The sequence below is a fragment of the Microcoleus sp. A2-C3 genome (assembly GCF_036706065.1).
GTDB lineage: Bacteria > Cyanobacteriota > Cyanobacteriia > Cyanobacteriales > Microcoleaceae > Microcoleus.
In genome coordinates this window covers 105,358-126,406 of sequence record NZ_JAUBVX010000011.1, presented here as the reverse complement: position 1 = coordinate 126,406, position 21,049 = coordinate 105,358, and the positions used below count along the sequence as shown (strand labels likewise).

Annotated in this window: 15 protein-coding genes; 8 read left to right on the top strand and 7 right to left on the bottom strand. The window is 43.8% G+C overall.

All coding sequences use genetic code 11. From position 1 onward, the window contains the following. Positions 1 to 45: 45 nt before the first annotated feature. Together QUB66_RS08945 and QUB66_RS08940 are read right to left on the bottom strand one after the other, a co-directional pair. Positions 46 to 729 carry an ISL3 family transposase gene (locus tag QUB66_RS08945; protein ID WP_332969924.1) on the bottom strand — a complete coding sequence of 228 codons (684 nt, stop codon included), beginning with the start codon at positions 727 to 729 and terminating at the stop codon, positions 46 to 48. A 2-nt stretch (positions 730 to 731) separates the two neighbouring features. Next, on the bottom strand, positions 732 to 1,199 hold the full coding sequence (locus tag QUB66_RS08940) for a transposase family protein (protein WP_332969909.1): 468 nt from the start codon (positions 1,197 to 1,199) through the stop codon (positions 732 to 734). 367 nt (positions 1,200 to 1,566) lie between these two features. On the opposite strand from QUB66_RS08940, the gene QUB66_RS08935 reads away from it, so the two are divergent. The 3 genes from QUB66_RS08935 to QUB66_RS08925 all read left to right on the top strand — a co-directional run bounded on the left by QUB66_RS08935 (position 1,567) and on the right by QUB66_RS08925 (position 8,359). Then, on the top strand, positions 1,567 to 2,922 hold the full coding sequence (locus QUB66_RS08935; protein WP_332969908.1) for an AAA family ATPase: 1,356 nt from the start codon (positions 1,567 to 1,569) through the stop codon (positions 2,920 to 2,922). Between the two features lie 182 nt (positions 2,923 to 3,104). Beyond that, positions 3,105 to 5,582, top strand: a complete 2,478-nt coding sequence (locus QUB66_RS08930; RefSeq protein ID WP_332969907.1) for an ATP-binding protein — start codon at positions 3,105 to 3,107, stop codon at positions 5,580 to 5,582. Further along, a complete protein-coding gene (locus QUB66_RS08925) occupies positions 5,582 to 8,359 on the top strand; it encodes a hypothetical protein (RefSeq protein WP_332969906.1) in 2,778 nt (925 codons plus the stop codon). The genes QUB66_RS08930 and QUB66_RS08925 overlap by 1 nt, the downstream gene beginning before the upstream one ends. 92 nt (positions 8,360 to 8,451) lie before the next feature. Here QUB66_RS08925 and QUB66_RS08920 read toward each other — a convergent pair whose 3' ends face one another. From QUB66_RS08920 to QUB66_RS08910, 3 genes are all read right to left on the bottom strand, one after another. Further along, a complete protein-coding gene (locus tag QUB66_RS08920) occupies positions 8,452 to 10,245 on the bottom strand; it encodes a bifunctional 3'-5' exonuclease/DNA polymerase (RefSeq protein WP_332969905.1) in 1,794 nt (597 codons plus the stop codon). Positions 10,246 to 10,441: 196 nt separating this feature from the next. Then, positions 10,442 to 11,026, bottom strand: a complete 585-nt coding sequence (locus tag QUB66_RS08915) for a class I SAM-dependent methyltransferase (RefSeq protein ID WP_332969904.1) — start codon at positions 11,024 to 11,026, stop codon at positions 10,442 to 10,444. A gap of 55 nt (positions 11,027 to 11,081) precedes the next feature. Beyond that, positions 11,082 to 11,762 carry a hypothetical protein gene (locus QUB66_RS08910; protein WP_332969903.1) on the bottom strand — a complete coding sequence of 227 codons (681 nt, stop codon included), beginning with the start codon at positions 11,760 to 11,762 and terminating at the stop codon, positions 11,082 to 11,084. Between the two features lie 365 nt (positions 11,763 to 12,127). Between QUB66_RS08910 and QUB66_RS08905 the strand changes: the two genes are divergently transcribed. The 4 genes from QUB66_RS08905 (at position 12,128) to QUB66_RS08890 (ending at position 16,569) form a co-directional block, all read left to right on the top strand. Continuing rightward, a complete protein-coding gene (locus QUB66_RS08905; protein WP_332969902.1) occupies positions 12,128 to 12,466 on the top strand; it encodes a hypothetical protein in 339 nt (112 codons plus the stop codon). A gap of 336 nt (positions 12,467 to 12,802) precedes the next feature. Then, a complete protein-coding gene (locus tag QUB66_RS08900; protein WP_332969901.1) occupies positions 12,803 to 15,112 on the top strand; it encodes a M23 family metallopeptidase in 2,310 nt (769 codons plus the stop codon). Between the two features lie 23 nt (positions 15,113 to 15,135). Further along, complete coding sequence (locus QUB66_RS08895; RefSeq protein ID WP_332969900.1) at positions 15,136 to 15,681, top strand: hypothetical protein; 546 nt, start codon at positions 15,136 to 15,138, stop codon at positions 15,679 to 15,681. Positions 15,682 to 15,864: 183 nt separating this feature from the next. Then, positions 15,865 to 16,569, top strand: a complete 705-nt coding sequence (locus QUB66_RS08890; RefSeq protein ID WP_332969899.1) for a hypothetical protein — start codon at positions 15,865 to 15,867, stop codon at positions 16,567 to 16,569. Positions 16,570 to 16,791: 222 nt separating this feature from the next. Here QUB66_RS08890 and QUB66_RS08885 read toward each other — a convergent pair whose 3' ends face one another. Both QUB66_RS08885 and QUB66_RS08880 read right to left on the bottom strand, forming a co-directional pair. Continuing rightward, positions 16,792 to 17,763, bottom strand: coding sequence for a DUF5895 domain-containing protein (locus tag QUB66_RS08885; RefSeq protein ID WP_332969898.1), 972 nt, complete (start codon positions 17,761 to 17,763; stop codon positions 16,792 to 16,794). A 291-nt stretch (positions 17,764 to 18,054) separates the two neighbouring features. Continuing rightward, on the bottom strand, positions 18,055 to 18,846 hold the full coding sequence (locus QUB66_RS08880) for a hypothetical protein (RefSeq protein ID WP_332969897.1): 792 nt from the start codon (positions 18,844 to 18,846) through the stop codon (positions 18,055 to 18,057). Positions 18,847 to 19,092: 246 nt separating this feature from the next. Here QUB66_RS08880 and QUB66_RS08875 point away from each other — a divergent pair, with 246 nt between their 5' ends. Next, a complete protein-coding gene (locus QUB66_RS08875; RefSeq protein WP_332969896.1) occupies positions 19,093 to 21,018 on the top strand; it encodes a type IV secretory system conjugative DNA transfer family protein in 1,926 nt (641 codons plus the stop codon). Positions 21,019 to 21,049: the final 31 nt, after the last annotated feature.

Here is a 21,049-nt window from a genome sequence, read left to right as displayed (position 1 = left end):
TGGCTGCTGTAGAAGGCTCTCCTGAACTTATGGTTATAAGTTTATCTAATCAGAAAAGCAAGCTAATACGCGATTCCTGAAATTATTAAAATTAGAAAAACCATACCCTTGCCGCATTATCAACTTAATCCGATTGTTGATTCCTGACCTGACTCCACTTGTTGTGCGATTAAGAAAGTAGTTGCAAATACCCTCCAAATGATTTTCAATTGTTGATGCAGATTCTCTGAAAAACACTTGTGCATGATTTAGCCATTCTTTGATTTGGTTCTGCCCTTTTTTGACTGTCAAAGTGGTTTCATATATTTCTCTAAATTCTTCTTTCATCTCATACGCAATTCTCAAACATTCTGATTTACCTAGTGTTAACTCCAATTTATCAATCTGCTCTGGATTCAAATTCACTCGATTACTTAACAATAAATATTTACTTTGCCTATCTGTTATTCCGGCTGCTCTACGTAATTTATTTAAGTCTTTATTAACTACTTTCATTACATGGAAACGATCGATAACAACTTTGGCGTTTGGGAATACTTTTTTGATAACTTTAGGGAATCCTCCCCACATATCAACACTCACTTCCTCAACTTGTTCACGAACCTCAATTGGTTGTGTCATAAGGACTTCAATGATTTCTTCGTTCTTATGAGAATCAATCATTTCAATTAAATTACCTTCGCCCAGGTCACTCAAAACAGTCACAAAATTTCCTTGACATGAGCGCATACTTATCTCATCCAAACCAATTCGTTTAACCCGTTGCCAATTCGGTTTTTTTTGGTGGTGTTTACCTGCTCAAATATTCCTTTTATTTCGTCATAACTCAGTCCTTCTTCTCGTCCGATTTGCTCCATGCTCGATTGTTTTACACGCTCATAAATATCTTGTTCATATCGTTGAGTATGTCGTCTTTTAACGTCCAAAAAATCTAATCTTTCTGTGGGATACCGTTTACAAATGGGACAGTAAAACTGCCGTCGTGGGATTTTTAGATATACAGGACGACCAAAAACAGACAAATCTCTTACTAAAATTGGTCGATTCTGATGCAGTTTTTCGGTAGGATTGTTACAATGATGACAAACAATTCCTTCTGATAAAATGCTCAGTCCCAAGAAAATTTCTCCCTCAACTTGAGTACAAGTTTCAACCCTGACTCCAGGCAAGGCTAATAGATAGTCTAGATGGAAGCTCATAACGGTAAATGTATTAGTAGGTACATTTTACACCATAAACTCAGGAGAGCCCTGTAGAACTATTGGCTGATGGCAACGCTCGACCGTAGCCTATCAATGAGAAAAGTACCTTTGAATATTTCTTACCCTTGAATTTATGCGTACCATTAATGACTGGCTCGCTTTGGCCCAAAGATGCATTAAGATTGTCGGGCTGGAGTATTACACGCCTGACCGAATCAGAGTGTTAGCACAGTTCCACAATTGGGGGCAGGAGCTGCATTTGCCTGTTTTCTTTTGGAACTCAGGGTACAGTTGCTTGCAGGAAATTGTGAGTGGAGAGGGTGAGTGTATATTACAAAATAGTGACTTGCGCCCAGATTCTGACGTGCTTGAGTTTCTATTAGAGAGTAAGAGAGAGGGAATTTACATTCTTGAGGGAGTGCTAGATTTTGACGAATCCGGTCAGGTGAGTTCGCGTCTGGGGTTTCAACTGGCAAATGCTTACTATCACTCATCTTGGTCTGCGGTTCCTCAGTTTTGGGTGATGCTGGAAAACTACATACAACTGCCGGTGAACTTGCAGCCGTTGATTCCCGTACTGAGGACTCCATTACCGTCCCGAGTTGCAGCGCAACAGGTGGTGGAGTTGTTTTGCGATCGCAATCCTTGGCTTGGCAACAAAGGCGACGAGGTGTTACAAGCTGCTTTGGTTCGAGCTTGCCAGGGGTTGCCCCAAGGTGAAATCGAGTTAATTTTAGAGCGATCGCTAGCTTTTGCTTCGACTGTGGAGGAAATGGCGCGGTTGGTGCTCGACCACAAGGTTAACAAGCTGCGGGGGCGAGGCCTAGAGTTTATTGCCGAGGCAGATGTGCCGGATGCAGGTGGTTTAGACTTGCTAGATGAGTCGCTCTCAAAAGTAGCTTCCCTGCTAAATCCAGAAGCAGAAAAATACGGACTCAAATTTCCCAAAGGAATGATCCTCTGGGGGCCACCGGGTACGGGCAAAAGCCTAAGTGCTAAACTTGCGGCTAAGAAGATGGGAGTACCGCTGTTGGCGGCTGATTGGGGTTCGATCGTCGGTTCTTCCAGACCAGATTTAGCTTTGCGCGAACTGTTAGAATTGACTCAGGCTTTAAGTCCTACAATTCTGTATTGGGATGATTTTGATAAAGGCTTTGCCGGATGGGATTCAAATGCAGATGGCGGCGTTTCTAGGCGCTTATCGGGGAAGCTTTTAACGTGGATGCAGGAACATCAATACCCAATTTATATCGTGGCGACAGTTAACCGTTTGGGGATGTTACCACCGGAATTAATTCGTCGCTTTGATGATATTTTCTTTGTGGATTTGCCTCACGAAGGGGCGATGTACGAGATTTTCAATCTTCATCTGAAAAAATATTTTCCCGAGTTTCGTAATGCTTCTGAGTCGCCTTGGACGGATGATGAGTGGCGGATTCTGTTGAGGGATTACAGGCTTTGTACGCCAGCAGAAGTCGGCAATGCTGTCAGAAAATGTGCTGAGGAAATATATTATCGCGATCGGCTACAAGGGAAACAGCCTGATGAATTGAAGGTGACTTTGCAGGACTTGCGACATCAGCGCTATCAGTTTACGCCGTCGATGCTTCGCGATGAGGAGCAGATTCTAGCGATTCGCAATCAAGCGAGTTATGCTAGATCGGCTAGTGGGCCGGATCGATCGCGATTTTCTATTCCGTTACAGGAATTGTTTGGGTAGCTAACTTCTGAGGGCTACTCTGGAGAAGGCTGGCTGCTTCTGATATCCACATAGAGGGAGAGCATTTACCCATCTAAGTACAGCATATTCTAGGTATATAGAGTACACTAAAGCCAGTATATGAACAGGGAAATGAAACCTTACTGTACTTCATAAACCTGGAATCCGCTGTATATTTAACTATGTCTGCTTTCACTCCACAGCCTAACAGAGACGCATCGGACACCATTCGAGGATATGTCTATCAGGTTGATCTGACCATTGAGCGTTGGCTTTCTTTGCAACCCGGAGAATTCCTAGAACTAGAGTGTGGGGAAGATATAGATTTAATTTCCCGTTCACTTTCTGGAGAAGAAGAAAGACGACTCGAACAGGTCAAAAACTACAACTCTTCTGTTACGCTTTGGAGTGCTGTCACAGCCATTGCTAATTTTGTTGAGCATCGTAAGAATAATTTGCAGCAGAAATTAAAATTTCTTTACACAACTACTGCCTTAGTTACTAAAGAGAAACTTTCTCCAGAAATGCTTAAGAAAAAAAAAGGGATTTTTGTATGGGAACAGATCCGCCAAGGGACTCTAACAGAAATCTCTCAAAATGAAGCTTTAGAGGGAATCCGTATAATTCTAAGTAAAGACTCTAAACCCAAAAAGTTTCCTGATACAACTTGGGCAGTATTTCGGAATTTTATCACAGCCGCTAGCAATGAGGAACTACTCGATCTAATTTGTAGCTTTGAGTGGAGTACGAATACACCCGATCCTCAACCATTAAGAACTGGGATTCTACAAACCCTCATTCGACAAGAGTATGCTACAAATGAAATTCAAGCAAAGGATCAGTATCAAAGGCTTTTCCTCAAAGTTTTTCAACTACTTTCTCAGCCTGATATCAAACAACTCACAGTAGAAGAGCGAACGCATCAGCTTTCACTTCCTACGCTAAGTGAGAAAGACCGTAACCTGTTGCAAAATCTTATAGTGAGCCTTTTGAACCTTGAATCGCGTGTGGGGACTCTGGAGCAAAATTTTATACAGTTGCCCGATGCGATCGCTTCACAAGTTAATGACCGATTTTGTCGTTCGGACTTTGAGAAGTTACGACAAGAATCAGATTTTGTGCTAAAAGACATCCGTGTCGATATTGGCGGTTTAAGACTTAGCCGAACCGAGCTAATTGCCAACGCTCTAGAAAAGCTTACAGAAGCATCGCTAATCGAGATAGTTGGTTCATCTGGGGTTGGTAAATCAGCCGTTTTAAAGACCCTTGTTGAGCATCAACAAGGCGAAGGTCAAGTTCTAGTTATTTCAGGAGATCGTATCACTGGGACAGGTTGGAATAGTTATGCCAGCTCTCTGCAACTCAGTCAACCACTGAATAAACTTCTCGTAGCATTAAGCGGAAGTTCTCAACCGACTATTTTCATTGATGGGATCGATCGGATTGTTGACACAGGTAAACGTGCTGTCGTGAATGACTTACTTCGCACGTTAGCAGAGGTTCCACTCAGCGAAGATGGTTCTCGGCATTGGAAAGTTGTGTTCTCGGCACGGGAAGAAAATCTTCAAGATGTCTACAGATGGCTGAAGTGGCAAGCACTAGGAAAACCAACAAGGTTGCAAGTACCAGAATTAACAGAAGAAGAACTCCAAAGCATTGTCGAACACAGTCCTCGGCTCAAACCACTATTATCTCTGAGTCAGCTTTCGCCGATTCTTAAAAATCCATTGATGTTGAGGCTTCTGGAAGACCCACGTATGCTTCCAAATCCAGAAGACTTACCACCTGTTGCTACAGAGATTGAAATCAGTAAAGTTTGGTGGAACAGACTGGTTGGTAATGAAGGTTTGGTCTCTGGTCATGATCGAAAAAATTCCCTTTTGAAATTGGGTAAACAGGTTGTTAAATCTCCAGGTAAGCATTTTACTGTTGAAGAAATTTTTACTCCAGAGTCAATTAGTTCTCTCACGGCAGATCGAATCATTGTACAAGACCCAGATCGGGAAGTGTATCGCTTTGGTCATGATTTGCTGGAAGCCTGGGTGATGTATCGCTTGTTGGATCAGCGTCGTGAGGACTTATCTGCTTATCTTCAAGAACTAGATGAACCGTTCGGTTTATATAGATCTGTTCAATTACTAGGGTTAGCTTTGCTAGAAAACTCTAACACGGCAGATTCTTGGATACAATTAATAGAGCAAGTTGAGCAAGCTTCGGAACTTTCTCCTAGATGGCGGCAAGCATTACTGACTGCACCTCTAGTATCTCCACGTTCCAGCGAATTGCTTGATAAAGCTGAACCGCTACTCATAGCTGATAATGCACGGCGACTTATCGAGTTAATGGTTGCAATCCGAACATTGGAAGTGATGCCGAACTTTTCACTAATGTCTTTCTTTACAGAAGAAGAGTTACGGTCAAGCGATCGCGTGATGCCACTTTTAATGAGCGATCCAATCCCAAGATGGTCAGTGTGGCAACCTTTCATGGGTTGGTTGCTAAAACGGATCAATGATTTACCTGCTATTGTTCGTCCAGAAGCTGTCAAGCTAATGGAGATTTGGCAAGTCAAATCTCCAACAGGCTCAATTTATCGAAAGGAAATTGGTGAAATAGCGATCGCATTACTTAAGGAAGAAGAAGCAAGGAGAGGTTGCTAATGTCGAGATATGATGATGAATACGAAAACCGCTTACACAGAATTGTGCTGCACTCAGCAGATGTTTTGCCAGAGAAAGTTGGCTCTTATCTCGGCGAACTCGCTAACTCTGGGAATTATGACGCCAAAAAGGATGTAATTTCTAAAAATCAAGACTTTACGCCTCTTGTCGATTCAATCTCAAGAGAATTTGTTGATTTTGTAATCAGCGTACTTATCCAAAAGCCAATCAATCCCGAAAATGATCTTAGTATTCCTAGAAGAATAACTAGCTCGTCAGAAGATAGAAATTTTGGTATAAACGATATCTTGAATTTTTTCCCACCTGCACCTGTTCAAGGACCGTTTTTATATCTCTTGCTTAAGAATGAGGATGAAGGACTGCGTTTAGTCCACCATCTCGCCAATACTGCATCTGAAAAATGGCGTGAGTATGAACAGCGAGAAGAATTTGACAGACCTAAATTAACTCCTCTACCAGTCACTATTAATTTACCATCCGGTTCTCGTGATTTTTGGGGTGATACTCAAGTTTATTGCTGGTTTAGAGGAAGAACTAATGGTTTATATGCTGTGATTTCTGCCTTGATGGCACTAGAAGAGTGGATTGAGAGACAGATTGAAGCAGGTAGAAATGTTGAAGCTCTTTTTGAAAAAGTATTGAGTGAGAGCAATTCAGTCGCCGTACTAGGTATTTGCTTAAATATAGCACTTGCTTATCCTGAAAAGTGTTTAAAAGCAGCACTACCAATTGCAATCTGTCCTGATATTTGGGAAATGGACAGAGAGCGTCTCTTTGATGATAAAACCAATTCATTAACATTTCTTAAGCTTTGGGAATTTGATCGGCATAATGACTGGCTTTACGAAGTCCTTGAAAGGCGAAATAAAAGACCGCAGCGTTCACGAGAAATTAGAACAAATTTAGCAATTTATTACGTTTTGTCTAGTGATGACTCTTTAAGAGTTCCATTCGAGCAGGCAGTTGAGAAATTTACAGAAAACCTTCCTTTTCGTTATGAAGAAGAAAAATCAGATCCAAACTTTGTAGCTGCTCTCCAAGAAAAAATGGAAAACTATCAAGTATTTGGAAGAAGAGAAAATTATCAACCACGGCAAGTGGCTGAACAATTACAAATATGGGTAGAATTTCCCGAAGAACTTAGAGAACGGAATGAAGAGCTTCTCGCACCTAACGTTGAATGGAAACGTTGGCTTAGTTTATACCTATGGGCAGAAGAAACCATTAAAGATGGTGTACCACAAGAGCGGATGACTTTAGAAGAGGCTATTGCAGCAGTCAAGGAATTACAAACATCCGAAGACTTTTCTGAAACGGATAACGAAGATATTCGTGATGTTACTCGTCTTCAAGGAATAGCTGGTGTTGCAGCAGCAATTCTCATTGCAGACTTTGAGTGGGCAAGAACACAGAATCATTTGGAATGGTGTCGCGCTATTCTACTTGCGGCTGCTTGTATGGCTGAAACATCCATGTATGCTATGTCATCGTCTAGCGTGAAAGTTTATGCTGGGCGAGGTTTAGCCTTACTAGCTACTCATGTAGCAGATATTGAAGTACGGCAGCAGATTCTCCAGTTAATAAGTGAGTCACTGAGACATTTTTCCCGTGCTGGAGAAGTGGTGAAAGCAGTATTTGTTGGTCTGCAAAATGGATGGAATGTCGCTCCAGTATTATGCTGGAATGTTTTGAGCCTTTGTCTCTCCCTATCTATAATTCCTGGGAAACTTTACTGTGGAACTCGTGTTGGGCGATTTGGAACCAGTTTTGAGGAGCTAGAAACTTGGGAAGACAATGTTATTCAGAATCACTTTGACTATTTAGCAAAAGACGAAATTCCCGAGCTTCCTAGAATCCCCAAAGCAAGAAACATTGTTTTTCTTCACGGGCAGGTTGAGTATGGACTTTTTGCTTTACCACTTACAGAATTGTGTCAAAGCCCCGACACAAAAAACAAATTACTCCAGCTTTGTGACAATTTAATAGCTCGAACAATTGAAGACAATTTACCAGTGAATAAAAGACTAGATTCACAGTCCCCTAAACCTTATATGTGGAATTCGTTCATCTTTGGCTGGATGGCTTGCTTGGCTAAAATGTTGAGTGTTGAGGAGACTCGTCAGCACATTTTGACACCGTTGCGAGACAATTGGTCTCAGGTTCCAGAACTGACAGCCGATCTTCTGAATGGATATATCAGTCATCAAATCGCTTACGCCGAAGGGCCAACTGTACAAGCTTTAGAAATTTGGAAAGAAATTTGCAACTGGGTACTCGATAGTTCAGAAATTGCCAGAAAAGTCAGTTATGACTACCTTGATATTGACACTGGAGAAGTTTTACAACTAATCGTCTTTACCCAGCATAGTAGTTCTCGCATTAAGGATGATTGGCAGCACGCCCACCTTTTTATTGATATTTTTGACAAGTGGGTTAGCGTAGCTGGGCATAATTCTTACGCCTATAGCCATTTTCTCACCATGCTCAATGGTATTGGCTGGCAGTTTGCACAAAAACCAACACTCGAATGGTTGAATCGATGTGCAAATAATGCTGTCCATCACCTTTGGAATGAACAGCGTGGAAATGGAACACGGACAGCCGAATTATTAAACCGTATTTGGAACAATTTTGAGCAGCAGATTCGTAATAATAAGCTAATCCTACAACCGTATTCTAATCTAGTGTATCAATTGGTGAAAGCTGGTATTCCTCTTGCGGGTGTGCTTCAACAGAAGCTAGAAGGGCGGGAATAGGTGGCTTGAACTTCCAATATGTGTGAAAGGTTAAGTCAGAATTCGCCCCCTAAATATCGCTACATTAGGTAATTTCTAAATTTTCTTCGGATTCAAGCCCAAGAAGAAGCAATGTTTACTTCCACTTCAACCGGAACTTGTTGTAGATATAGCTCTCCAGCTTCCACCATCACTTTTTTTAGAATGCGAGTGGTTCTTTTTAAAGTTGTTTGCGGACACTCTAACAGAATTTCGTCATGTACCACACCGATTAATTTTGCTCCTGTCTTGGGTAGGAGTTTAAACAAACGAGCGATCGCCACTTTCAACATATCAGCCGAAGTTCCTTGAACGGGGTGATTTAGCAACTCAGAAAGCCTGGGTTTCTTTGCCCACCGTCTTCTGCGTCCGCCAATTGTACGGATTTGCTTAATGTCTTTGACATACACCGTTTTCCTGATTCTGTCATGCCATCTTTTGATTCCAGCATAAGCTTGAAAGAACCGTCTTCTGAACTCTTTAGCTTCCTCCAAGGTTAAAAAAACATCGTACTTTTCCTCAGCATAAGCTTGAAGTTTGGCAGCCCCCATCCCATAAATTAATCCGAAATTAACTGATTTAGCTATCCGTCTATCTTCTGCCGTTACCTCCTCTAATGGCTTTCCCGTAATCAAAGAAGCCGTTAAAGTATGCAAATCTTCACCTTTAGCGTAGGCATCTAACATTCGGCAATCGCCAGATATTTCAGCGACAATCCTTAGCTCGATTTGGCTGTAATCCGCTTTAATAATTTGATATCCGGGAGCGGCAATGAAGCACGCACGCATCCCCTTTGCCGTACAATTTCTGGGAACGTTTTGCAGGTTGGGCTTATTGCAACTAAAGCGTCCAGAACGCGCACCGCATTGCCGATAGCTGGGGTGAATCCTCCCCGTTATCGGGTGAATGTGTTTGGGCAATGCCTCAGCAAAATTTGAACACAAAGATGCTAATTTCCGATAATTAAGTAGCAACTGGATAATCGGGTATTGACCAGCTAGAGGAATAAGTTCGCTCTTGCTTGTTGACTTGATTGGAATATTGAGGGCCTGAAGAGCACTTAAAACTTGTACAGACGAGCGGGGGTTTATGGTTTCCACCATCTCTGGAAATAGCGAAAGTTGGGGATTAGGGGCTGGTTTGAGACCGGCTTTCACTAATTCAACCAGCGTAGTCTGCTTTTGAGCTTTCAGTTCCTCCCCCACCAAATGCCATTGTTCTGCATCCAGTAACATTCCATTTAGTTCCATTTGGGCTACAGCAGGCATCGCTTCAAATTCAATTTGGGCGGTTTCTAGTAACCCAGCACTCCGAAGTTTTGAGCTCAGGCGCGCTCTAAGTTTCAGCAGGACAGCAGCATCTAAAGCGGCGTATTCTAACTGAGAAGCTGATAACTTACCTCCGAAATTGCTCGACTGTAGGCTCTTGTCAAGTTTGATTCCTAAAAATTCAAGAGCGAGGGATTGTAGATCGTGGTTTTTCTGGAGTCCAGATCGCAACACCTGGCTCGCTAGCATGACATCAAAAAATGGGCCAGACGGTCTAAGCCCAGCTATTTCTAGTACCTGCCAGTCGAACTTACCATTTTGAAATATTTTGAGCGCACTGCTGTTTAGAAGTGCTTTTAAAGGCGATAATTCGCGATCGGCAAAAGCAGCTAGATCGACAATTATCACTGGGCGTTGGGGAACAGCTATTTGGATGAGTCGGATGCGTTCCGTAAGTGGATCTAGCCCGGTGGTTTCTGTGTCTATGGCTATAACACGAGCTTTTATTAAAGGCGAAAGGACATCATTTAGTCTGGGAAAGTTTGTAATTAGCTCATATTCCACTATGGAAGTTGGGGCGTAGTATAGGGAATTATTCATGGGAGTAGAGGGATTTTAAGGTAATAGTTTTAGTCGTTAAATTTAGACAACTAGCGGAGATATTTTCGCAGATATCCGCTAGTGCAGTCGATTTTACATTTTTAATATTTCTTTTTCAAAGAAACTGACAGTAAAGTGTTGAAAGGTAAGTTGTGCTGTCCCCACTAACAAAACGGTATAGTGGGGAAGGAATCGTCTACTTTTTGTCTATTACGACTAGGTAGCTCTCAACAGTCACCGGGCGATCGCTCCCCCAAAAGATTTCTAAGGGAAGTTCGATTAACTTAGCTGACGTGCGCTTAAGAAAGGCTCGAAATGCTTGCGATCGCGGCTCGGCTCGGACATTCATGGAATTGCTAACAACACTTACCAGCCGTCCCGGATTGGCTAGAAAAAGGTTATAGGCACGTTGTATGATATCTAAATCAACTCCTTTGATCTGGGGCGTAGAAAATGGCGGATTTGCCAAAATTCTGCTATATCGCCTCTGCGGTTCAGTTGTTAAAAAGTCACTTCCTACTAGATTGAACCCTTTTTGAAACAGAAGTTGTTGTAGCAGCGGGTTTATTTCAATTACATCAACGATTGCAGCCGCTCTAACCATAGCCTGCGCCAATAAGCCGTCTCCTGCTGTTGGTTCTAAGGCGTACATTCCTGAAACAAATTGAGCTTCTTCAAGCATAAGCTCAATTAGCTCTGGGGGAGACGGAAACCAGGAATAAGGTGGAGCTTCTCGGATTCGCTCATATAGCATTTCTGCAAGCGATGAAGTATCTTTCATTTTAATTTTGCTGCTATTCGGGCTATAATTGGCTCAAATTGCCTTTTTTTCCGTGTTAAAATAAAGTCAATTGCCCTTCAGTTATTGACTTATCTTTTGGTGACTTATCTGTTACCATTTCTGTCGGTAAATCTGCATCAGCGCTTTTATCTTGGGACAATTTACGTTTACCCCACCCTTGGGACGCTGCATGGCGGACAACGCTTTTCCTAATTGCTCTAGCTAGATGGTAATAATCATTTTGGATGCTGTCAAAGTTCACGGGTGAAAAGTCAGCTAATTCGGACAAGTTGTAACCATTTGGTAGCCGATTATGTCTCGTCAAGGTGTCTTGTGCTGCCCACATATAGACCTTGTAATAACTGTGGTGCAGAGGAGCTTCAAATGTGGCTCCCATCATATAAGCCACGACTTCTGTGGAAGTGCAGTAATTCCCTACAATTCTGTTGCTGTACTCCTCTAGAATCAAATCGAGCCTATCGGATAAGCAAGCCGTTTTCAACCAGTCAGGTATGCTTTCTGACCAGGGGGTTTTGTGTAAAACTAATGGGCCTGCATAGTAACGTAAAAAGGGAAGGGGAATTCCGGTCAATTCCAGTAGCACGGCTATTAAGTCGCGGTGCATACCCATCTGGGCTAATAGCTTCAGCTTTTCCAAAATGCCGGACTGAGGTTTTACAGGGTGAGTGGTAATTTCTTCAAGTAATTCGGGCGTTAACAGATTTAGCTGAGTCATATCTTTTTGAAGGATAATTGTGTGACGAATGAAGGTCAGAAAAATCGCGTAGCGAATTCAGTTACAGGCATTTGCGCCGCCTGTTGGGCAAACAATTCGGCAGAGATACGCGCCTCTATATTTCTGAGTAATTTTTACCTACCTTGCTGGATGGAAGGCGGGCGAAATTAAGAACAATGCCAGCGCTATATTTTGTTTCGTGCAATAGCAGTAGGTCTTGGTTGTTTGCGGACCGGCTAAGGCGATCGCCGTAGCCTATCCGCCGATAGGCGGTAGTTTAATTACGACTATCGGATGAAACCCCCACTCGTTATCCCTAGCTATGCTGAATTGTTGATTCTTACTACTTTGTAGCTACAGGATTTATGAACGAGCCAAACAATATCTATGGCAATGAACCCGGTTACAGCGCTGATGGCTATGCTGTTAGCGGCTATGAAAGTAACCCGTGCGAGTCCTCCCTTAACGGATATCGAAGCAACGGTTATAGCAGTCAGCAAACAGAGGGGTACGGGGCTCCAGACTACTTTGCTGATGGCTATCGAGAGAACGTTTTTGAAGGCGATTTGAATTTAGCAGATACTCCGTGGACGGAGACGGCTGCTAACCCTAACCCTTATTTTGAGGGAGGGGTAAATGACGCTAATTTCTATCAAATTCAAACAGTTACTTCTCATTTCGACGGCGGTGACTTAGAGCTGTAGTGCTTCAGATTGCAGGCTACAAATCGCCTGTATGAAACTTCTCATTTCGGCAGCGATGACTTAGATCTGTAGTGTTTTACGCCGAGGCTGCTCCATGTAAAGCCTCGGTTGACTGCTTCATTTATTTTAAGAAGCGCAATTGCAGCCTCATCAAGTTCGGTGGGTTCCTTTCTCCCACTTAATTGCTTAACTTTTGTACAGTACCCTCAACCAATAACCAAAGTTTTTTGCACAAACATGAGAAGAATATTATCAACAAGATTCTGGCAATTATCAGTATGGTTATTCTCTCTAGTCTTAATAGTTTCCATTTTGTTTGAGCAACCAATATTTGCTATGGCACGAATTCCTGCTGATACAACTGAAATGCCAACCAAAATTTTAGAAATACCAGGGATGGACAGGCAAGGAAATCCTACTTCAGTTAACGCCCTATTGCCAGATTGGACGCAAATTTCTTTTTCTCAAATGCCACCCATCAGTCGATCGGGAAGCCTTTCAGCAGGAGAGTACAAGCAGGCAGTTGGCTATGATTTGAGCCGAAGTTGGACAGCAGGACAAACTCCCGATCAGTACATCATGTTGGGCGATATCAGCCAAGCTTTGCAACCAGAATTGTTATCCTTTGGTTTTGTCACGCAGCAAGCTGGTCTGAATTTAGATAGCGTAGCTTTAAACGCATTTACTTTAGTGGCCAAGCAGTCGTTAAATCAGTTAGTTCAGGCTATCCCTCTTCTCGGTCAATTTAAAGTGGCAGAGATTGCGCCGGTGGCGGGACTGCTAGCAACAAAAGCTGCTGGTATTGATGTAGCAGATCGCACTCTAGACCAGCTCCTCATTTCCCATCCACAATTAAGTAATTTAAAACTCGGAGAAATTGACCTCTCTCAGTATTCAATGTCTTCAATTCCGAACTTAAGCAGCGCTCAACTTGGCGCGTTTTCAGATTGGCAAACGACCTTAATTAAAGACGTACCTGGGCTGAATGCTTTACCTCTGTCTAGCTTTCCCAATCCAATTGCAGAATTCGGCAATTTAGTAATGAGAATTGATGCGATTTATGGCCCCGCCGAGCGACGGCGAACTAAGACAATCTCCGGCTCTGACGTTCAGGGATTCTCGGTTAACTGCCAAGAAAATAATTGCGCTTATATCGAACTAGACGATCTGGAGAATTCGGGTCGGAACGCTCGCGGTTCGCTGGAAGGCAAGCAATGGATTAGCGGTAAGTACCAGGAAGTCGAGGGCGGATCGGGCTGTCTTAAAGGTGTCAACGGCGGCAAGGAACCGACGGGAAGATTGCCTTTTGGCAGCGCTTTTAAGGTAGTGGTCATGGAACCGGACGAGCGAACCGATACCGTTGATACGGCTCTATTTTTCCGATTTTGTTCGCCTTGCGGCTGCTCTCCCTATTTTATTGGCCCGGTGCCCTTTTTCACCTATCGGGTTAATTCTCCCATTTTCGTTGGGGCGCTGGAATCGTCTTCTGGTGGCTCTTCCTCTGTATCAACTGGGGCAGTTCGCGACGGAGTATCTTCTCCTGTTACAAAAGGCGTAACTACAGCAGCTAATATTAATGTTCCTTGCCCTCCGGGTAGCACCGCACCTGCGCCAGTGTCAGTTGGCAATGTTCGAGGAGTCAATGTTCCCGCTTTGGCAGAAGGAATCGCCAGTATTGAAAGCAGCGGTTCTTACGAGAATGCCGGCGTTAATGCTTGCGCTGATGGTGGCAATAATTGTGGGGTTCCCTTGGGCAAGTACCAGTTTATAAACTACGACGAGTACGCTGCTAGTTCAATTTCATCTAAACCAGGGGGGACGCAATTTTTAGCTAAACTGCGAGGCGGTTATCAACCCACTCAAACAGAACTTTTTCAATTTTTTCCGCCAGCAGATCGAGAAGCTGTTTTTGCTCAAAGTCTCGCTTCTAAGCTGAATGCCACTTCTCAAGAAAAAGACCCTACTACTGGGAGTCTTTTTAGTGGCGATCGCCTGATTGAGCGAGTAGCTCAAAAGCATTTCGGGGGCGACTATTCCAAAGTTGACGGCTCTTCAACCGATACATTCGGTCGTTTAACTCTTTTAAGTTACGGACAGGATGTTTTGAGGCGCTATCGAGAGGGAGGTAGAACGATCGCGAAGTCGAATGCTGCTACTTGCGTTCCGACTTCCAGTGCGGCGCAATCCTCTAATTCTGCGAGTGCTGCCCCCGGCGGCGGTCAATCGACAGGTCAATATATCAAGCCTGCGAATGGGCCAGTAACCAGCCGCTTTGGGATGCGGACTCGTCCGGTTTCCGGCGTGCGGAAAATCTATAACGGCATTGGAATTGCCGGCTCAATGGGAAGTCCGGTAAAAGCTGTTGGCGGCGGCGTTGTCAAAACAGCGGTGTCTAACTGCCAGGAAGGGTTACAGAACTGCGGCGGTGGCTACGGCAACTGGATCGAAATCGAGCACGGCAACGGTCGCACAACTCGGTATGCTCACCTGCGCGAGGGTTCAGTGAAACTTAAAGTGGGCGATCGCGTTTCTCAAGGTCAGGTCATAGGCGGACTAGGTAGCACTGGAACAACGACAGACCCTCGCTTGCACTTTGAAACCCGCATTAATGGAACTGCTGTTAACCCATCTCAAGAAGGAATTTGAATTAAACGGAGATGTTCTGCACCATGATTTCCTTGAAAAAACGGACAATTCTGTTGAAATTTACCTGGGGCTTGCTAACAGCTTTTTTGGTTTATTTGTTGAGCAGTTTATTCACCCATCCCCCAGCTTTTAGCCAGCCTACTCGGAACGCTGATTTCCCTTCAGCTTGCCTTCCAGTTGGTCTAGGGACCATCAGGACAGAGTTTGTAACTGAAGTAACTGATGGCAGCACTCAATATCGCTTGTTCGATGCCTATTTGCAGGGAGATGCCGTGCCATTTTCTGTATTGGTTTCTCTCCAAGAGAAGCAGTGTAGCTTGCTTTATTCCAACCCTACGAACGATTTTTATCCTTACAGCCGCACTGTCAAGCTGCCGGTAGCAAGGCAAATTGCTCTGGGGGAATTGCGTTACTCCATCAACAAGGCAGGGAGTATTGATAAGTTCCGCTCTACCTTGCAGCCGAATTTGGGAGAACCCGCTTGGCGATTTTCGGAAGAAGAGCTTTGGGCATTTAAGCAGGTTGGCATTACTGTTCCTCAACTTAGTAAAACCAGCCTTAAGAACTGATACCGATACCAAATCAGATGAAGGTAAGAGTCCTACAAGCAACAATAAAACCTTTGCTCAAAGCAGATTTAGTAAATCTGCAAGGTGTCTGTCATAACCAGATTTAGTAAATCTGCAAGGTGTCTGTCATAACCGGATTTGGTATGACATATACATGGAAAATAATTCGCGGAGATTAAATCAATGTTTAGCAAAAATCAACAACTAACTTCAGGTTCAGAACAAAAAGGGAAGCCGCGCATTATAGCTGCAAGAAAAAGATTATTACTGTTTTCTCAACCTGCTCATAAGGAACTCCCAAACCCCGCTTCTAATTCCCTAAATAATTCTCAGCCCAGAGTATCATCGTTTTTATTTATTGGGCGGTGGTTCCGCTTTGGAGTGGTCTTGTTTTTGCTGTTATCGATGATGTTAGGAACTGCTGGTTGCACCGCGAGTGCTACAACGATTTCATGGACACCTGCTACTAGACTCATTCCTGTTGAAACTGTTCAAAGCATTGTTGCCGAAAATTCTGAGTTTAACCCCCAGGATTCAGCATCAAATGTGTTGGCTTGGGCTGTAAACCGGCAAGCAGGCAGGTTAGTTATTTTTAATTTTAACAGCCCCGGAGTTTGTGGAGCAGGAGGTTGCTTATATGCTGGGTATTTATTCAGAAAAAATGTTCCTCCTAATCGTGTATTTGCTAGTTATTTAAACGAAAACTTACCACCGAATAAACCGCTACTTCAAGTAGTAAGTGACCCCTCAAAAACCTCTGATTTGCCTTGCTTGCAAGTACAGCAGCCGTCACAAAATGGTATTCGGCAGTTGTTTTATTGCTTCAACGGCCGCCAGTACCAGTTAGCTAACAGTTCCTTGATTGAGCTTCCCCATAAAATGCAATAGGCGAGTTTAAAGTATAGCAGTTCTCAATAAAGTGAGGTACGCGGGAATGGAGGCAAGTCCGTCAGCCCGTCAGCCCTATCTGCGAGCCTACCTCATGTTACTGAGAAAAGTTATATTTGAGCTTGACTATCTGTTAGCGATCGCCTGTTCTGCACCATCAAAAAATGCCTCTATCCGTAACTGGATATGAGGCACTTCTTCAAAAGTAACTAACCGAGGTTGTTAGTCATCTGCTTCCGCATCAAAATCATCGTCGAACTCCTCTTCTTCATCTAAGTCGTCGAAATCATCCTCTTCTTCTATTACTTCAGCGGCAATTTTCCGAGGGAATTTATGATTGGCGGTCTGCTTTTTTCCATTTTCTATTTTACGAGCAGCGGGTGGCAGCACTTGAATTTGCGGTTCGGCTGTACCTGGTAATGCAGGAGTTTCAGTGAATCCGGCAATGATATCGTGCAGCCCCCAAATCGCATTTTTATGCTGCGGGCGTCCCAGATATAGAAAGGGGAAATTATCAGCAGTTGGCTTGGTATAGCTGACAGTTTTGCAGCAGTAGCTCTTATTAGAGCCTTCACCTTCTTTAACTCCTTTGAACTCCACCTCTAGGATGCCGAGGCTCCGCCATTTATCGGTTTTCCCGCTGAAAGGAATTTGGAAATAGTCGGCGAATGCTTTTTCCAACAAACGGTAGAATTCGTCTCTGGCTGCTTTAAAGCTCCAAAGCGCAACATTCTTAAATCTGACGACAATAGGCGTGCTGTGTCTGGGACGATTGTTTTCATCCAAGAAGACAATGGCGTGTTCGCTGACAACATCCATTATCTTTTTATCGAGTTGAGCTTTATACTCTTCGTACAGCCCGACAACACTACCGCCTAGATCGGCAACGTCATTCTTGTAACGAATGTATTCAGGGACAAATCCCAACACGCATAAGTGGCATTTAGAGAGCAGCAAGCCTGTAACATCTTCTGTTAGTCCAATTGTAGTCATTTCCTCTTCTGTTGGCATGACAAACCAATTGGCTTTTTCTAGCTGATCCTCTGGAATTAATATTCCCGCCACTTGTTCGTTGATGACGATGCCATAGGGCAGAATTGGTCGCCTTACTTGATTATGACCAGGTTCTAGGAGTTCGGGGTCAATTTCAAAATCAAGGTCTTCTGACTGAAGTGGGATTGTGCTTTCAGTCATTCCTGCGTTACTTGAGCTTTTTGCTTTAGCTTTACTATTGGTTTTAACCATTCTAAAAGTTTGTGACATTGCAGTTCCTGCAAGGCGGTAGCCTTACCTTTAAAAAGCGTAATATATAGCACAGTTAAGCCTAGTAATTTTGTCAACAAAATTAAGATTTCATAAATAAATTAACTGGTAGTACAGAACTACCGAATCGTGAGGAAGACTAATTAGGTGTACAAAAAAAATAACGATTGTGAAAGCGCTCGCGCAGCTTCAGCAATTTCTGAAGTTGCGCTATTATCAGAATCAAGCACTCACAATGCTTTTAATTTCCTCGCTGACAATATTGGGCGCGAGCAATTGGGGTAGAGTGTTTATTGCTCTTGTCCGCAGTAGAGGCAGTCCTTCTACAAAGTTGATGGCTCCTTTCAAACCCGCGATCGCGTACAAAGAAGCTGCATTTGCTCGTTCAGATAGACTAGCATTGGCTTCTTCTAACAACTTTATTAGATATTCAGGAACCTGTACGAGAGCGCCATCAATACAAGCAAGGGGGACAAATTTAGTATCGGGAGCTAGAATTTTTGGCTTCAGAAATGGCAGTTCGCGCTGGAAAGTTTTTGGAGTACGGCGACAGTTTGTTACAGGCGAGCGTTCTGATTTTGGCTTATGCCACCGCTTGGCTCGGTAAAAACTCCCTTTCAATAATGGGGGCTGGCTTACCATCAATACAGCTTCGTGAAAGGGGAGATTCATCTGTTCTCCTTCCTGAATTTTCACCTCTTCTAATTTAGATTTTGTCAACCAGTCAGACGCAAGCGGACAGTGAGGGTAAGACACGACTTTACAGTTGTAGCTTAAGTCGGAAAGCAATTTGCCCATTCTGGATAGTCTGGCGTTAAGATAATGCCACTTTAATCCAGGTAGATAGGCTCCTGAATATTTTACTTCAACGGCTCCCATGTAGATCCATTCTGTACGTTCTAAAGTTAGCGAAATGTCGCCTCTTCCTAGTTTGATGGTGCTACGTTTTAAAAATTCATAGTCCGGGTGTCTCTTCAAAAGCTCTGACAGCCACTCTTTTTGTTTCTTGTTCACGGCAAAAATATCTTTCAATAATTTTGATTCCTATCTTGCTGACTGCGTTAGCAGGGATAATATCAAGTGCTGGTTGCTTTATACCGAAAGTTAGAACTGTTGGCTATAATTGCTCGTTCCCAAGACTGAACTAACACTGAGTAATTTTGATTTAAGCTTATTTGTCTACCAACAGTAAGTTGTAGCTACAAGTCAGGTCAGATTTAATTGCTCTTTCGACAAAATCTTGCATTCAGATATATACTTATGAATTTTGAGATTAAATTTTTGATAGCACAGGCTAACTCTACTCCAGTTCTCGCTCAAAGCCAGAGGAGAACCCAGCAACCCACACCCCTATCATCAATCGACTTAGGCGGTCTCTTCCAACAATACAATAACCCGGATGGATATCTAACAATAGGAGCGCTGATATTCCTCCTCTTACTGTCTCGGTTTCTGGGGAATGGCAAGGGCAAAATTACCACTGGGAAAGTGTGCGGAACTTCCGAAAAGATGGCAGCCACTCAGCTTGCCTTGAAACAAATTAAGGAGCGCAAACACAATAAAGTCACGCTATGGTGTGGCAGCCCTCGCTATTGGTGGAAAGGGAAAAAACTTAGAGGTTTTGTTACCACTATTCAGACAGCTTTTGGTTCTCCTCCCACTGTTTGGCTCCCTCATGCAGAACGGTCAACTTTAGTAATTGGAGCGCCTGGGTCGGGTAAAACTTTTTCTACAATTGATAGGGCGCTAGAAAGTGCAATGGTGCAAGGATTTCCGATTATTCTCTACGATAAGAAAGGAGATCAGCTCAAACTCCACGCACCTCTGGCAGCGCGGTATGGCTACCAAGTGTGGGTATTTGCACCGGGAGAACCTTATTCAGGCATCATTAATCCCCTCGACTTTATGAAGTCCCCTCAAGATTCTGTCATGGCTGGGGAAATCGGTCAGGTTATTAATAGAAATGCGAGTTCAGGTAATGGAAAAGGTGATGAATTCTTCTCAAAAGCTGGAGACTTATTGGCTAAAGCACTCCTTCAATTAGTCAAGGGTTCTAAATATCCAGATATGGCAATGCTCTATGCAATTTTGAGGTTGCCAAATTTGGTAAAGCGGATTGACTATGCGGTTCAATCCCGTCAAATTGATGAGTGGGTAGCCACCAGCTTTAACCAGTTTTTGAGTGCCAAGGAAGCAGAAAAAACCATCTCTGGAATTCTGACAACGGCGGCTGGAACCTTCAGCAGCTTTATCCAAGCTGACCTGTTGCGAGCATTTTTGGGAAAATCGGACATCCCAACGAAAATAGAAGGCCGACAGATGATTGTTTTCAAATTAGATGACGAGCGGCGCTCCGTCGTGGGGCCTCTGCTAGCAGCAGCAATTCACCTGCTTGTTGTGTCCAACTTAAGCCGCCCTCGGAAATATCCACTGGTTATTTCACTCGATGAATTTCCCTCTCTTCGATTGGATCGGATGCCGCAGTGGATTAACGAATATCGCTCGAATGGAGCTTGTTTCATTCTGGGAATTCAGAGTTTGGAGCAACTATACGAAGGGTATGGAGAGAAAATGGGGGCGGCGATCGCCTCTGCTTGCAGCACTCACATTTTATTCAATCCGGGTAACACTGATACTGCCAAAAAATACTCCGATCGCTACGGAGAAAAAGAAGTTTTGCTGAAAAGCAAGTCCACCAGCCGTTCAATGGGTGGCCAATCTCAAAGCAATCAATCTATTAGTTGGAACGAGTCGCTTCAAAAAATGCCGCTGTTTTCGGTGGACGAAATTTTGCGGTTCCCCCAGGGACGGTGTGTAATTACGAACCCCGGCTACAGTTCCGGCGGCGAGGGGTCAATTCCTTATGCGCTGACCATACCCATTCCCAAAGCCGATTTGCAGCGGCAAAGCGAGAGCGAGGCTCTCTGGGATACGGATGTCAGGTTCCGGCTGGAGAGTCGCATCAAGACGGCCAGCCTCGAACAGTTAACTGCTACTCTGTACGATCGCATTGAGGAAGCAGAACGGATGCTGCCTCTGCCAGACGCCGGAGGTAACGTTCCATCCGAATCGCCGACGCCGCCAGCTTCAGGCAAGAAATTTGGCTCTGACCCGCTAGACTCAGTTGTCAGTAAAACTGGGCGTTCCGGGCGGGTTTTTGCCACTGGCAGTATTGGCAAGCGCTAGCGGGAGTGTGGCAGCCAATGGAAAATTTTCC